General features: G+C 63.8%; 15 protein-coding genes and 1 other RNA gene. 10 read left to right on the forward strand and 6 right to left on the reverse strand.

The features are described 5' to 3' along the window. Positions 1-67: 67 nt before the first annotated feature. From EBBID32_RS14610 to rpiB, 4 genes are all read right to left on the reverse strand, one after another. Positions 68-1,147 carry a TrmJ/YjtD family RNA methyltransferase gene (locus EBBID32_RS14610; protein WP_006959637.1) on the reverse strand — a complete coding sequence of 360 codons (1,080 nt, stop codon included), beginning with the start codon at positions 1,145-1,147 and terminating at the stop codon, positions 68-70. A 74-nt stretch (positions 1,148-1,221) separates the two neighbouring features. After that, positions 1,222-1,680 carry a transcriptional regulator NrdR gene (nrdR, locus tag EBBID32_RS14615; RefSeq protein ID WP_006959639.1) on the reverse strand — a complete coding sequence of 153 codons (459 nt, stop codon included), beginning with the start codon at positions 1,678-1,680 and terminating at the stop codon, positions 1,222-1,224. A 119-nt stretch (positions 1,681-1,799) separates the two neighbouring features. Beyond that, positions 1,800-3,101, reverse strand: coding sequence for a serine hydroxymethyltransferase (gene glyA / locus EBBID32_RS14620; RefSeq protein ID WP_006959641.1), 1,302 nt, complete (start codon positions 3,099-3,101; stop codon positions 1,800-1,802). A 12-nt stretch (positions 3,102-3,113) separates the two neighbouring features. Continuing rightward, complete coding sequence (gene rpiB / locus EBBID32_RS14625; protein ID WP_006959643.1) at positions 3,114-3,551, reverse strand: ribose 5-phosphate isomerase B; 438 nt, start codon at positions 3,549-3,551, stop codon at positions 3,114-3,116. A gap of 102 nt (positions 3,552-3,653) precedes the next feature. On the opposite strand from rpiB, the gene EBBID32_RS14630 reads away from it, so the two are divergent. Continuing rightward, on the forward strand, positions 3,654-3,845 hold the full coding sequence (locus tag EBBID32_RS14630; protein ID WP_006959645.1) for a hypothetical protein: 192 nt from the start codon (positions 3,654-3,656) through the stop codon (positions 3,843-3,845). Here the strand turns inward: EBBID32_RS14630 and EBBID32_RS14635 are convergent. Together EBBID32_RS14635 and EBBID32_RS14640 are read right to left on the reverse strand one after the other, a co-directional pair. After that, positions 3,799-4,932, reverse strand: coding sequence for an HPP family protein (locus EBBID32_RS14635; RefSeq protein WP_006959647.1), 1,134 nt, complete (start codon positions 4,930-4,932; stop codon positions 3,799-3,801). The genes EBBID32_RS14630 and EBBID32_RS14635 overlap by 47 nt on opposite strands. Before the next feature lie 249 nt (positions 4,933-5,181). Next, positions 5,182-5,838, reverse strand: coding sequence for an alpha/beta hydrolase (locus tag EBBID32_RS14640; protein WP_006959649.1), 657 nt, complete (start codon positions 5,836-5,838; stop codon positions 5,182-5,184). A 152-nt stretch (positions 5,839-5,990) separates the two neighbouring features. Between EBBID32_RS14640 and EBBID32_RS14645 the strand changes: the two genes are divergently transcribed. The 9 genes from EBBID32_RS14645 to EBBID32_RS14680 all read left to right on the forward strand — a co-directional run bounded on the left by EBBID32_RS14645 (position 5,991) and on the right by EBBID32_RS14680 (position 14,659). Then, positions 5,991-7,040, forward strand: a complete 1,050-nt coding sequence (locus tag EBBID32_RS14645) for a cysteine desulfurase family protein (RefSeq protein ID WP_006959653.1) — start codon at positions 5,991-5,993, stop codon at positions 7,038-7,040. Next, on the forward strand, positions 7,004-8,125 hold the full coding sequence (locus EBBID32_RS14650; protein ID WP_037490924.1) for a cysteine desulfurase family protein: 1,122 nt from the start codon (positions 7,004-7,006) through the stop codon (positions 8,123-8,125). The genes EBBID32_RS14645 and EBBID32_RS14650 overlap by 37 nt, the downstream gene beginning before the upstream one ends. 17 nt (positions 8,126-8,142) lie before the next feature. Continuing rightward, positions 8,143-8,478 (forward strand): 2Fe-2S iron-sulfur cluster-binding protein, encoded by a 336-nt coding sequence (locus EBBID32_RS14655; RefSeq protein ID WP_006959657.1) that lies wholly within the window; start codon positions 8,143-8,145, stop codon positions 8,476-8,478. Between the two features lie 8 nt (positions 8,479-8,486). Beyond that, on the forward strand, positions 8,487-9,452 hold the full coding sequence (blaSGM, locus tag EBBID32_RS14660) for an SGM family class A beta-lactamase (RefSeq protein ID WP_081628104.1): 966 nt from the start codon (positions 8,487-8,489) through the stop codon (positions 9,450-9,452). A gap of 114 nt (positions 9,453-9,566) precedes the next feature. Further along, positions 9,567-9,664: signal recognition particle sRNA small type (ffs, locus tag EBBID32_RS23675), an RNA gene on the forward strand. 51 nt (positions 9,665-9,715) lie between these two features. Next, positions 9,716-11,326 carry a DNA polymerase III subunit gamma/tau gene (locus EBBID32_RS14665; RefSeq protein WP_006959661.1) on the forward strand — a complete coding sequence of 537 codons (1,611 nt, stop codon included), beginning with the start codon at positions 9,716-9,718 and terminating at the stop codon, positions 11,324-11,326. A gap of 3 nt (positions 11,327-11,329) precedes the next feature. Further along, on the forward strand, positions 11,330-11,653 hold the full coding sequence (locus tag EBBID32_RS14670) for a YbaB/EbfC family nucleoid-associated protein (protein ID WP_006959664.1): 324 nt from the start codon (positions 11,330-11,332) through the stop codon (positions 11,651-11,653). 154 nt (positions 11,654-11,807) lie between these two features. After that, complete coding sequence (gene lon / locus EBBID32_RS14675; protein WP_006959666.1) at positions 11,808-14,204, forward strand: endopeptidase La; 2,397 nt, start codon at positions 11,808-11,810, stop codon at positions 14,202-14,204. Positions 14,205-14,386: 182 nt separating this feature from the next. Then, positions 14,387-14,659: an HU family DNA-binding protein gene (locus tag EBBID32_RS14680; RefSeq protein ID WP_006959670.1), complete on the forward strand. Its 273-nt coding sequence runs from the start codon at positions 14,387-14,389 to the stop codon at positions 14,657-14,659. Positions 14,660-14,713: the final 54 nt, after the last annotated feature.

Genomic DNA, 14,713 nt, shown 5'->3' on the forward strand with positions numbered 1-14,713 from the left:
GTCGAGAAACGTCTCGCGCGCAGGTTTCTCGACTTCGCTCGAAACGAACGGAGGTGGGGCGTTAGACCTAGCGTTCGCGCGGGCGGTTGAGGTGGGAGAGGACGCCGCGCAGCGTCCGCACCTCCAGATGGTTCCAGCCCGGCTTGGTCAGCAGGTTGCGCAGCGTCAGCTTGGTTGCGGGCGCGCGGTCGGGCGGGAAGAAATAGCCCACCTTTTCCAATAATGTGGTGAACTGGTCGATCATCCCCTCCAACTCCTCCTGCGGCGCGGGTACGCCCAGGTCGGTGATGGTCGGTTGTTTCAGATCGGCCTGTTTCGACCATTCATAGGCGCACAGGATCACGGCCTGCGCGAGGTTCAGGGAGCCGAATTCGGGGTTGATCGGCACCGTCAGGATCTTGCGGGCGAGTGCGACATCCTCTGTCTCCAGCCCGGAGCGTTCCGGCCCGAATATATAGGCGCAGCGGCCCTGCGCCGCGTGGATTTCGCGGGCTGCTTCTTCCGGCGTCACGACCGGTTTGGTGACGCCCCGCTTGCGCACGGTGGTGGCGTAGACATGGGCGCAGTCGGACACGGCTTCGGCGAGGGTTTCGTAAACCTGCGCCTGATCCAGAATGAAGTCCGCGCCTGCGGCCGAAGGGCCGGCATCGGGGTTGGGCCAGCCGTCGCGGGGGGAGACCAGCCGCATTTCGGTCAGCCCGAAATTGAGCATGGCGCGCGCGGCCTTGCCGATATTCTCGCCGAGTTGCGGGCGGACGAGGACGATGACGGGGTGCGGGGGCATTTGGGTTTCCGATTGGTCAGCAGGATCAGTCTCATCCTCCGTTTGCCCTGAGCGAAGTCGAAGGGCATCACTGAGCGAAGGCGAAGTGTGTGAAACGGAAGCCTTTTTCAGCTTGTCCCAATTTTCAGCGATCAACGCTTCCTTCTTCTTGCGTGACCAGCCCTTGATTTGCAGTTCGCTGGCAAGCGCCTCTGCGCGCGTTCCAAACTCGGCAGACCAGACAAGCTCGACAGGGCGACGGTCGAATGTGTACCCTTTGACGACGCCTGACTGATGTTGGGCGATCCGCGTTTCAAAACTGTCCGTATGGCCGGTATAATAAGAGCCGTCCGAACAGCGCAGCATGTAAGCGTGGAAGGTCATTGCCGATCAGGACCTCGCTGCGCTCGGTCGAGCCCTTCGACTTCGCTCAGGGCGAACGGAGGTGGTGATTTGTCTCACCCGCCCACTTCCTTCACCGTGCTCGCAAATTCCTCGAAATCCTTGGCGTCTGTGAAGTCCTTATAGACGCTGGCGAAGCGGATATAGGCGACGCTGTCGAGGCGTTTGAGGCCTTCCATCACCATTTCGCCGATCGCGCGGGCGGGGACTTCGGTGTCGCCGCTGGTTTCGAGCTGGCGCTGGATGCCGGAGATGAGCTTTTCGATGCGGCTGGGGTCGATCGGGCGCTTGCGGCAGGCGATGCCGATCGAGCGAGCCAGCTTGTCGCGTTCAAAGGCTTCCTTGCGGCCCTCGCTCTTCACCACCCAGATGTCGCGCAACTGGATGCGTTCAAAGGTGGTGAAGCGCGCGGCGCAGGCTTCGCACTGGCGGCGGCGGCGGATGGCGTTGCCATCCTCCGTCGGCCGACTGTCCTTCACCTGGCTGTCCTCATGGGCGCAGAAGGGGCAGCGCATGATCAGTTAGTCTCCGTTCGCCCTGAGCGAAGTCGAAGGGCCAGGCTGAGCGTAGCGAAGCCCTCACTTTGTTCGGGCGAAGGCTTCGACTTCGCTCAGCCCGAACGGCTTTACTAAATTCAATAAATCGGGAAGCGGCTCGTGAGGGCCAGCACCTTTTCGCGGACATGGGCTTCGACCTGGCCGTCGCCTTCGTCGCCATTGCGCTTGAGGCCTTCCACGACTTGCGCGATCAACTGGCCGATCTCGCGGAATTCCGCTTCGCCGAACCCGCGGGTGGTGCCGGCGGGGGTGCCAAGGCGCACGCCCGATGTCACGAACGGGCTGGCGGTGTCGAACGGCACGTTATTCTTGTTGCAGGTGATGAAGGCGCGATCGAGCGCCTTTTCCGCCGCCTTGCCCGTCGTGTTCTTGGCGCGCAGATCGACCAGCATCAGGTGATTGTCGGTGCCGCCCGACACGATCGACAGGCCCGCGTCGGCCAGCGTAGCGCTCAGCGCACGGGCGTTGGCGACGATCTGATGGGCATAGGCCTTGAATTCAGGGCTGAGCGCTTCCTTGAAGGCCACTGCCTTGGCCGCGATGATGTGCATCAGCGGGCCGCCCTGCATACCGGGGAAGATGGCGCTGTTGATCTTCTTGGCGATCGCTTCGTCATTGCACAGGACGATGCCGGACCGCGGGCCACGCAGCGACTTGTGGGTGGTGGTGGTGGTGACATGGGCGTAAGGGACGGGCGAGGGATGCGCGCCGCCCGCGACCAGGCCGGAGAAATGCGACATGTCGGCGAGGAGGTAGGCGCCCACTTCATCGGCAATTTCGCGGAAGCGGGGGAAATCCCAGACACGCGAATAAGCGGTGCCGCCGCAGATGATGAGCTTGGGCTTGCACTCGCGGGCGATGCGGGCGACTTCGTCCATGTCGATCAGATGATCGTCGGCGCGCACGCCATAAGCGACGGGGTTGAACCATTTGCCGCTCATGTTGACCGGCGACCCGTGGGTCAGATGGCCGCCCGACGACAGGTCGAGACCCATGAAGGTGTCGCCCGGCTGGAGCAAGGCGAGGAACACCGCCTGGTTCATCTGGCTGCCGCTATTGGGCTGCACATTGGCAAAGTTGGCACCGAACAATTGCTTGGCGCGCTCGATCGCCAGCGTTTCCACGACGTCGGCATATTCGCAGCCGCCATAGTAACGCTTGCCCGGATAACCCTCGGCATATTTGTTGGTGAAGATGGAGCCTGCGGCTTCCAGCACCGCTTTCGACACGATATTTTCGGACGCGATCAATTCGATCTTGTCCTGCTGACGCTTCAGTTCGTTACCAATCGCGCCGAAGATTTCCGGGTCCGCGCTGGCGAGATTTTCGCTGAAGAAGCCGTCCTGGCGGATGGCGGGGGCGAGGGTGTCGGTGCTCATCGAAACTTCCTTTCAGAGCGCGGGCTGGGATAGTTTTTCGACGCGGCCAGTGTGTCGGCCTCCGCCAAAATCGGTGGTGAGGAAGGCGGTGACGCAGGCCTTGGCCATGTCCACGCCAGTGAGGCGCGCGCCCATGGCCAGGACATTGGCATCATTATGTTCGCGCGACAGGGCCGCCGACAATGGTTCGCCGACCAGCGCGCAGCGGCAGGCCGGGTTGCGATTGACGGCGATGGAGATGCCGATGCCCGAACCGCACAGCGCAATGCCGCGTTCCGCTGCACCGGACGCTATGGCTGTCGCCAGCTTGTAACCATAATCGGGATAATCGACCCTGTCGGTCGTCGCCGGGCCAAGGTCTGCTACCTCATGTCCTTCGTCGCGCAGCCATTGGGCCAGTTCCGCCTTCAGGTCGATGGCGGCATGATCGGATGCGAGTGCGATTTTCATATGGAATGCGTCCCTTCACCACGGGGGTGATTCGTTCCCGCGCCTCATAGGGGGTGAGGGCGGCAATTGCCACCGTGCACCGCCGCCCTTATGGGAAGGGGCATGACAGGCACGATTTTATCTATCCTTATGCTCGCCGGGCTGCTGCTGACTGGCGGCGGGCTGTATGTCCTTATCAAGCTGCGCGACCGGAAACGGGGCGCATTGATGATCGTCGCGGGGCTGGTGATGTTCGGCAATGTCGCGATCACGGCAATTCCGGGGCCGGATCTGCCGGGGCTGGAGCAGCGCTGACCCGTAGCGCCAACGCAGCCAGCAGATCGGTCTGGGTGACCAGTCCCTGTAACCGATAATCGGAATCAACAACCACGGCCTCATGCCGGACGCCGCTGCTCAACGGGCCGATCAGGCGCGCGATCGGCGTGTCGGGATGGACGAATAAAGCGCGGCCGGCAACGTCCCCTGCCTGTGCGCCATCGCGCGACAGGTCCAGCGCGCCGATCAATCCCTGGACCCGCCCCGCATCGTCCAGCACGGGTAGCGACAAAAGGCGGCGTGCCTGCATCAACGTCCGGACATGATCAACCGGCTGGTCCATGGTGACGTGCAGCACGTCGCGCGACATGATATCGCCACAGCGGATCGTCCCATGCGTGCGTTCGGCGGCACGCAATTGTGCATCCACCAGCAATTGCCGCAGATCGGCTTCGTCCACATCAAGCATGTCGCCATAGCCATGGAGCGCATCGGCCACATCCCGATCGGTCGGCGCGGATCGCAGCAGCGGTGCCGGATCGGTCGTGCCGTGTGGCGCTGGTGCCTTGGGCGGAACATGGGGATAGCTGTGCCCGGCGAGGCGATGGAACAGGATGGCGACGACGAGCAGCAGCAATGTGTTCAGACCGACCGGAACAAGCGCAAACATATAGTCGCCTGCCGGTCCGCCAGCCCCCAGCACGGCGGACAGGGCAACCGCGCCACCGGGCGGATGGAGGCAGCGGAGCAGCGACATGATGGCGATGGCCGCGCCAACGGCCAGTGCCGCCGCGATCGTGGGATTGGGCATGATATGGCTGACCGCGATGCCGACCAGCGCTGAAATGACGTTACCGCCCAGGACCGGCCATGGTTGCGCCAACGGGCTGGCAGGAACAGCGAACAGCAGCACAGCGGACGCACCCATGGGGGCAACGAGCAGGGGATGGGCCAGGCCGTTGCCCAGCATCAGCCCGCACAGCAGCCCGGTGATGGCAATGCCGCCAATTGCGCCGCTGGCTGCCTTCATCCGATCGAGGAAGCCGGGGCCGGGCGGGGCGGGGACGAAGGCGCTGTAATAGCGGCTCCAGATCAGGCGGGGTTTAGGCTCTGGCGATTGCGACATGGCGGCGGGCGTATCGCCCGGCTACCGATGGGCCAAGCGTGAAAAAGCTGGGATCGGAGAAGAAGGGATTGGGGCGGGCTGCCACCGCGCATCAAAGACGATCATGCCCCTTGCAAACCCGGCACCAAAATCCTCCCCTTGGGGAGGGGGAGGACATAGGTTTTGTTGGACGTGCCAATAATTGCATCATCGCCACACAAAAGGGGCCGCCTTGCGGCAGCCCCTCTTTCCTTTGCGCGACCATGATCCTCAGCGGATCGGCGAGTCCGGGGACAGGCGCATGTCGAGATAATTGTCGACCGACTTCATCAGCTGGTCGAGTTCATGCTCGAAGAAATGGTTGGCGCCACGAATTTCGTCGTGGTGGATGGTGATGCCCTTTTGCGTGCGCAGCTTGTCGACCAGTTTCTGCACGGCGCTGGCGGTCACGACTTCATCGCCGGTGCCCTGCACGATGATGCCCGACGAGGGGCAGGGCGCGAGGAAGGAGAAGTCGTACATGTTGGCGGGCGGCGCGACCGAGATGAAGCCGCGAATTTCCGGGCGGCGCATCAACAGTTGCATCCCGATCCATGCGCCGAAGGAGAAGCCCGCGATCCAGGTGGTCTGCGCTTCGGGGTGGAAGCTCTGTACCCAGTCGAGCGCCGCTGCGGCGTCGGACAATTCGCCGATGCCATTGTCGAACGTGCCCTGGCTGCGGCCGACACCCCGGAAGTTGAAGCGGAGCACGGCAAAACCGCGCTTCACGAAGGTCTTGTAAAGCGCCTGGGTGATGCGGTCGTTCATCGTGCCGCCGCCCTGGGGGTGCGGATGCAGGATCATGGCGACCGGCGCACGCGGGCGGGGCGGGGGGCTGAAGCGACCTTCGAGGCGACCTTCGGGTCCGGTAAAGATTACGTCGGGCATGGCACCTGTTATCGTTATGGCCACCGAACAGCTGAGTCAGGTCGGCGGGCGGTGGCAAAAGGACGCGCGCCGCGCCAGAAGCTGGCGCTGCGCGGCAGACCGCCTATATAGAAGCCGCCGCCATTTCCGCAATCAATGAGTAGCATCGCATCGTGGCTGCCGAACGCCTTTACCTGGACCATGCCGCAACCACGCCGATGCTGCCCGCAGCCAAGGCGGCGATGATCGATGCGCTGGACCGCTGGGCCAACCCGTCCAGCCCCCATGCCGATGGGCGCGCGGCGCGTGCGACGCTGGAGCGCGCGCGGGCGCGGATTGCAGAGGCGCTGGGGTGGCGGGGGCATGTGATCTTCACGTCGGGGGCGAGCGAGGCGATTGCGATTGGCCTTATGCGCGCGAAGGCGGCGCGGGTTGTTACGTCTCCGGTCGAGCATGATTCGGTGTTGCGGGTGACGCCGGGGGCGGAGCGGCTGGCGGTCGATGGGGATGGGATCATCTCCGTCCGTCATTCCCGCGCAGGCGGGGATGACGGTGTTATGTTTGCCATCCAGCATGTGAATAATGAGACCGGGGTGATCCAGCCGCTTGATGTGCTGGAGCGCGACGGCGCGTTGCTGTTCGCCGATTGCGCGCAGAGTGCGGGGAAGTTGGCGCTGCCCGACGCCGACATGATCGCGATCAGCGCACATAAATTTGGCGGGCCGCCGGGGATTGGTGCTTTGCTGGTGCGGGATTTGGGGCTGCTGCACGCCGGGGGCGGGCAGGAACAGGGTTATCGGGCGGGGACGGAGAATTTGCCCGCCATATTGGCCATGGCGGCAGCGCTGGAGGCGCGCGCGGATTGGTTGCCCAATGCGGCGAGGCTAAGGGCGCGGCTGGATGCGGGGGTCGAGGCGGCGGGGGGCCAGGTGGTTGCGCGAGATGCGCCGCGGATCCCGGCCATCGCCAGCTACCGGATGCCCGGCCTGTCGGCGCGGGCGCAGCTCATCCAGTTCGATCTGGCGGGGATTTCGGTGTCGGCGGGCAGCGCCTGTTCGTCGGGATCACTCAAGACCAGCCATGTGCTGCACGCGATGGGATGGGACGAGGCGGCGGCGAATAAAGTCGTGCGAGTGAGTTTCGGGCCGCAGACGGGCGCGGCAGATGTCGAGCGCTTTCTGGGGCAATGGACTGCCATGGCGACGCGGACATCCGTGCGATGATCTATCTCGATTATCAGGCGACCACGCCGCTGGCACCAGAGGCGTTCGATGCGATGGTGCCGTTGTTGCGCGACCAGTTCGCCAATCCGCACAGCGCGCACCGTCTGGGGCGGGCCGCCGCTGCGCAGGTCGAGGTGGCGCGGGAGGAGATAGGTCGGTTGCTGCCGGGCGGTGGGCGGCTATTGTTCACGTCCGGGGCGACCGAGGCGATCAATATCGCGATACAGGGCGCGTCGTCGGGCGACATTGTGACGATCGCGACCGAACATGCCGCCGTGCTCGATACGGTCGAGGCGTTGCGCCGGGCGGGGCGTAGCGTCACCATCCTGCCGGTCGGGGCCGACGGTCTGGTGGACATGGATGCCGCCGCGCAGGCGATCCGTCCCGGCGTAGCGCTGGTGGTGGCTATGCTGGTCAATAATGAGATTGGCGTGGTCCAGCCGGTCGCCACGCTGGCGGAACTGGCGCATGAGGCCAGTGCCTTGTTCCTGTGCGACGCGGTGCAGGGCTATGGCCGGGTGCCGATCCCCGACAGCTGCGACATGGTGGCGATCAGCGCCCACAAGATTCATGGCCCCAAGGGCGTGGGCGCGCTCTGGTTGCGCGACGGGGTTAAGCCTGCGCCGCTGATCCATGGCGGGGGGCAGGAGGGCGGCCTGCGTTCGGGTACGTTGTCGCCTGCCCTGTGTGCCGGATTCGGCGTGGCAGCGCGATTGATGCGCGAGCGGGCCGACGATGATCGCGCGCATGTCGAAAGGCTGTCGATGCTGGCACGCGACCTGTTTGCCGACTGGACGCTGAATGGCAGCGCAGAGGCGCGCTATCCCGGCAATCTGAACCTGCGGCGCGAAGGAATCGACGGCGCGCAATTATTATCATATTGCCGCAATATTGCTTTTTCGTTGGGAAGCGCTTGCGCAAGCGGGTCCGGGCGGCCTAGCCATGTGCTGCGCGCACTGGGCCTGACAGACGCACAGGCGCGTGGATCGGTGCGGATCGGCTTTGGCCGCTACACGACACCGGCCGAACTGGAGAGCGCTGCGGAGGTAATGAACAGGGCGGCAGCCGCACAAGCGGCGCCGTAGCAGGGAGCGTCGCGTCAATGACCAGGATCATATTCATCAGCGCCGATGGCGAGCGACGGCAGGAAGTCGACGCGCCGGTGGGATCGGTCCTGCTGGACGTGGCGCAGGCGGCGGGCCTGCCGCTGGAGGGAACCTGCGAAGGGCAAATGGCCTGTTCCACCTGCCACGTCATCATCGACGCGGCCGATTTTCCGCGCCTTGGCCGTGCGAGCGAGGATGAGGAGGATATGCTGGATCTGGCCGCTGCCGCCACCCGCACCAGCCGCCTGTCCTGCCAGATCATACTGACCGAAGCGCTGGAGAGCCTGACCGTCCGCATCCCGGCCGAATCCTATAATATGCAGGGCATGTGAGCATCATCATGAGTCCAACCCTTCGCGCCGTAACGCTGGCGGCTATCCTGTGCATCGCTGCGCCGACGCTGGCGGCGCCGAAGAAGGCGAAGGAGCCGGTGCCGACCGGGCGACTCGATTCGCTGCTGCCGCCACCGCCGCGCTATCTGGTGCCGCAATCGGCGCTGACGTCCGTGCGCAATCCCAAGACGATCGAGGAGGAAACCGGCGGGCGGCTGGGCGTCGCGCTGGTGGACAGCAAGGGCGCGCTGATACTGGGCTTTAACCGGGACGAGCGATTTGCGCTCTGTTCGACCTTCAAGGCGCCGCTGGCTGCCGCCGTGCTGATTGGCGCGGAGGGTGGCAAATTCGGGCTGGAGGGGGAAATCCCGTTCGGCAAGGACGATATTCTCGATTACGCGCCGGTGGTGAAAAAGAACAGGAAGCGCGGCCGGATGAGCATGGCCGAACTGGCGCAGGCGGCGGTCGAGGTGAGCGATAATAGCGCGGCCAACCTGCTGCTGCCGATGCTGGGCGGGCCGCAGGGGCTGACGGCGTTCATGCGGGCGCACGGCGACAGTGTCACCCGGCTGGATCGCAACGAACCGACGCTGAACGAGAATGCGCCGGGCGATCCGCGCGACACGACGACGCCAGCGGCGATGGCCGGGCTGATGGGGCGGCTGCTGTTCCGTGACATGCAGGGCGCGAGCGCTGATCAACTGCGCGCCTGGCTCAACGCCAGCAGCACCGGCGACAAAAGGATCAAGGCGGGCCTGCCCGAAGGCTGGACGTCGGGCAGCAAGACCGGAACGTGCGGCACCGCCTATAATGATGTCGCGCTGGTGAAGGCGCCGTCGGGCGAGGAATATATATTGGCGATCTATCTCGATCGGCCCGCGGTGGACGCCAAGGCGGCCGAAGCAGCGATTGCGCAGGCGGCGCAGGCGGCGCTCGATTTTCTGGCGAAGGCGCAGAAGAGCGGGTTGGAATAATCCAAAGTCCGTTCGCTTCGAGCGAAGTCGAGAAGCCGTTGCGCTACTTCGCTCGACACGGACGGGCTAGTGGACTACCCCTTGCCATCCCCATCCTTCTTCGCCATATGCCGCGCCGGGAGTCGGGCGGACGAGGTCGTCGCCAACCTGGTCAGGTCCTGACGGAAGCAGCCACAGTGATTTTGCCACGGGTCGTTCCGGCTCCCACCTTCCAGCCATCATCCCGCTTCGACAATAGCCATCTGAACGGCTAGACAAAGCCCATGTCCGATTCCCCCCAGCCCTATCGCGTCCTTGCGCGCAAATACCGGCCGCGCAATTTCCGCGAACTGATCGGCCAGGACGCGATGGTCCAGACGCTGGGCAATGCGATCAAGCGGGGGCGGCTGGCCCATGCCTTTCTGATGACCGGGGTGCGCGGGGTCGGCAAGACGTCGACCGCGCGGCTGATCGCCAAGGCGCTGAACTGCATTGGCGAGGACGGGCATGGCGGGCCGACGATCGACCCGTGCGGCGTGTGCGAGCCGTGCCGCGCGATTGCCGAGGGGCGGCATATTGACGTGGTCGAGATGGACGCGGCCAGCCATACCGGTGTCGATGATGTGCGCGAGATTATCGAGGCGGTGCGCTATGCCGCCGTGTCGGCGCGCTACAAGATCTACATCATCGACGAAGTGCATATGCTCTCCAAAAATGCGTTCAACGCGCTGTTGAAAACGCTGGAGGAGCCGCCCGCCCATGTGAAATTCCTGTTTGCGACGACCGAGGTGAACAAGGTGCCGGTGACGGTGCTGTCGCGCTGCCAGCGATTCGATCTGCGCCGGATTCCTGCCGAATTGCTGGCGGGGCATTTTGCCCATGTCGTGGAGGCGGAGGGCGTCGGGGCGGAGGCGGATGCGCTGTCGCTGATCGCGCAGGCGGCCGAAGGGTCGGCGCGCGACGGGCTGTCGATACTGGATCAGGCCATTGCCCATGCCGAAATGGGTGAAGGCGAACCGATGGTCACCGCCACCCAGGTACGCGACATGCTGGGCCTGTCGGATCGCGGATCGGTGCGCCGGTTGCTGGGGCTGCTGCTGGAGGGCGATACCGCTGCGTTGCTGAGCGGAGTGCGCGATCAATATGCGCTGGGGGTGGAGCCGCTGGCGCTGATGCGTGGACTGCTGGAACTGGTTCATGCGGTGACGCTGGTGAAGGCGGGGCGCGACGTTGTCAGCCCCGGCCAGTCGGCCGAGGAGCGCGAGGCGCTGGCCGACTGGGCGTCGCATCTCGGCTTCGCGCCATTGCATCGGTTGTGGCAATTGCTGCTGAAAGGGCATGACGAGGTGGCGGGGGCGATCCTGCCGATCGAAAGCTGCGAAATGGCGCTGTTGCGGATAATGCATGCGGCGACCATGCCCGATCCGGGCGAACTGGCGCGGTTGTTGCGCGAGGGCGGTCCTGCCGCCGCTGCGACGCCGGGGGCGGTTGCCGCTGCTCCATCGGCTGGCCCGGCGGCGAACCTGCCTGCCACGTTCGAGGATCTGATCGAAGCGCTGTGGCAAAAGGGCAAGGGGCAGCTGGCGCAGGAACTGCATGATTGTGTCGGGCTGGTGCGCTATGCGCCGCCCGAACTGGAGTATCGCGCGACGCCGCAACTGCCGTCCGATTTCGCGACGCGCCTGACACAGACATTGCGCGAGATGACGGGCAGCGGATGGCGCGTGACGGCAAGCGATGCGGCGGCCCAGCCGACCTTGCTGGAGCGGGAAGAAGCGGCAAAGGCCGAAGCCCGCGCCGACATATTGGAAATCCCGGTGGTCAAGGCGGCGATGGCCGCTTTCCCCGATGCTGCGCTGGTCGAGACCGACCAGCCGGAACAATGGAGTGCATGAGGCATGAAAGATCTGAACGAAATATTGGGCATGGCGACCCGCGTGCAGGAGGAACTGCAACGCGCGCAGGATAATCTGGACAAGCTGGAAGTCGAAGGCGCGGCTGGCGGTGGGCTGGTAAAGGTGCGCGCGTCGGCCAAGGGGCGGATCATCGGCGTATCGATCGACGACACGCTGCTCGCGCCGTCCGAAAAGCAGATATTGGAGGATCTGGTCACCGCCGCCTTCAACGATGCGCGCAAGAAGGCCGATGAGGTTAGCAATGCGGAAATGGGCAAGATGACATCCGGCCTGCAACTGCCGCCCGGCTTCAAGCTGCCATTCTGATGGGTGTAGGACCATTCCTGGCCCACCAAAACCTGATAACCCCCGGTTCATCGTTGCGGCATTATGACAAGTGACGATTGATTGGTGCGACGGGCATCCCCATAAAGGCGATGAACCGTAGGACAGGGCCGCGTCTTTTGGCCCCGGAGAGTGAATGACTGTGCAATATCCCCTTCTGCCGCTGCGTGACATTGTCGTCTTTCCGCAGATGATCGTCCCGCTCTTCGTTGGCCGTGACAAGAGCGTTGCCGCGCTGGAAGCGGCGATGGAAGGTTCCAAGGAAATCTTCCTCGTGTCGCAGCTTGATCCGGCCGAGGATGATCCGGGCCGTGATTCGCTTTACGACACGGGCGTCGTCGCCATCGTGTTGCAGCTGCTCAAGCTGCCCGATGGCACCGTGCGGGTGCTGGTGGAGGGCAAGCATCGCGCGCGTTTGCAGACTATGGACAGCAAGGATGGCTATCTGGTTTCGGACGTCGAGACCGTAGAGGATATTGTCGCCGAAGGCCCGGAAGCCGCCGCGCTGATGCGGTCGGTGGCGGAACAGTTTGAAAATTACGCCAAGCTCAACAAGAAGCTGCCCGCCGAAACCCCGGTGCAGCTGCGCGAGATTGAGGATGCCGGGCGGCTGGCCGACGCGGTGTCGGCCAATATCAACGTCAAGGTATCCGACAAGCAGTCGCTGCTGGTCGAGGCCGATCCGGTCAAGCGGCTGGAGATGGTGTTCGCCTTCATGGAGGGTGAACTGGGTGTGCTCCAGGTCGAAAAGAAGATCCGTGGTCGCGTGAAGCGCCAGATGGAAAAGACCCAGCGCGAATATTATCTCAACGAGCAGTTGAAGGCGATCCAGCGCGAACTGGGCAATGGCGAGGGTGAGGAAGGCGACGAGCTTGCCGAACTGACCGAGAAAATCGCCAAGACCAAGCTGAGCAAGGAAGCGCGCGCCAAGGCGACCGCCGAGTTGAAGAAGCTCAAGGGCATGCAGCCCATGTCGGCCGAAGCGACGGTGGTGCGCAACTATCTCGACGTGCTGCTGGGTCTGCCCTGGGGCAAGAAAGGCAAGGTCAAGAATGACCTGAAGCGCGCGCAGGATGTGCTGGACGAGGATCATTTCGCGCTCGACAAGGTCAAGGACCGGATCATCGAATATCTGGCTGTGCAGGCGCGCACCAACAAGCTGAAAGGTCCGATCCTGTGCCTCGTCGGCCCGCCGGGCGTGGGTAAGACGTCGCTGGGCCGCTCGATCGCCAAGGCGACCGGGCGCGAATTTGTGCGCCAGTCGCTGGGCGGCGTGCGTGATGAGGCGGAGATTCGCGGTCACAGGCGGACCTATATCGGGTCGCTGCCAGGCAAGATCGTGACCAACCTGAAAAAGGCGGGGACGATGAATCCGTTGTTCCTGCTCGACGAGATCGACAAGCTCGGCCAGGATTTCCGTGGCGATCCGGCGTCGGCTTTGCTGGAAGTGCTGGACCCGGAACAGAATAACAAGTTTCAGGACCATTATCTGGAGATCGACGTCGATCTGTCAGACATCATGTTCGTGACGACCGCCAACTCGCTGAATTTGCCGCAAGCCCTGCTCGACCGGATGGAGATCATCCGGCTGGAGGGCTATACCGAGGACGAGAAGGTCGAGATCGCCCAGCGCCATCTGATCGCCAAGCAGATCGACGCCCATGGCCTGAAGGACGGCGAATTCGTGGTGACGGAGGAGGCCGTTCGCGACCTCATTCGTTACTATACCCGCGAAGCGGGTGTCCGCACGCTGGAGCGCGAGATTGCGCGCCTCGCCCGCAAGGCGCTGCGCAAGATACTGGAAGGCGCCTATGACAAGGTCGTCATCACGCCTGACAATCTGGCCGACTATGCGGGGGTACGTAAATTCCGCCATGGCGTGGGTGAGGATGAGCATCAGATCGGCGCGGTTACGGGTCTGGCCTGGACCGAGGTTGGCGGCGAACTGCTGACGATCGAGGCCGTGACGGTGCCCGGCAAGGGCATGATCAAGACCACCGGCAAGCTCGGTGAGGTGATGAACGAATCGATTCAGGCGGCATTTTCCTACGTCCGCGCGCGCTCGCCCGGCTATGGTATCAAGCCCAGCCTGTTCAACCGGAAGGACATCCATATCCATCTGCCCGAAGGGGCGGTGCCCAAGGATGGTCCGTCGGCGGGTATCGGGATGGTCACCTGCATCGTGTCCACCCTGACCGGCATCCCGGTCCACAAGGATGTGGCGATGACCGGCGAAGTGACTTTGCGTGGCCGGGTACTGCCGATCGGCGGTCTGAAGGAGAAGCTGCTGGCGGCGCTGCGCGGGGGCATCAAGACGGTGCTGATTCCGCAGGAAAATGAGAAAGACCTAGCGGAAATTCCGGCCAACATCCGCGACGGGCTGGAAATCGTGCCGGTGTCGCATGTCGACGAAGTGCTGGCGCGCGCACTGGTGTCACTGCCCGAAGCGATCGCCTGGACCGAGGAAGATGACCTCGCCGCGCAGCCCAGCACCGGGTCGTCACGCGACGGGGATGCTGCACTGCGGCATTGATCGAACGGGAAAGCGACCGATATCCGCCGGTTTCAGGGCGTTTTGCACATGATGACGCAAAATTGCATCGAAGCTGGTGACTTCGTCGCTTTCCCTTTGACAGGCGCTGGAAGCTGCGCCTTATTGCGCCGCCTACGCCGCGATTCCTACACAACCAAATAGCACAAGGGGGTTCCCAAGGCATGAACAAGCAGGATCTTATCAGCGCTGTCGCCGACAGCAGCGGTCTCAGCAAAAGCGACGCCAGCAAGGCCGTCGAAGGTGTATTCGACGCCATCACCGGTGCGTTGAAGAAGGGCGACGAAGTGCGCCTGGTTGGTTTTGGTACTTTTTCCGTTTCGCAGCGCAAGGCATCAACCGGTCGCAACCCGCGCACCGGCGAGACGATGACGATCAAGGCTTCGGCTCAACCCAAGTTCAAGGCAGGCAAGGGCCTGAAGGATTCGGTCAACTGACGGTCGGAGCGTTTGCCATTTGGTGAGCGCTCACGTCTGACCACTACCGGTGTC

This window comes from Sphingobium indicum BiD32 (assembly GCF_000382885.1).
Taxonomy (GTDB): Bacteria; Pseudomonadota; Alphaproteobacteria; order Sphingomonadales; family Sphingomonadaceae; genus Sphingobium; species Sphingobium japonicum_C.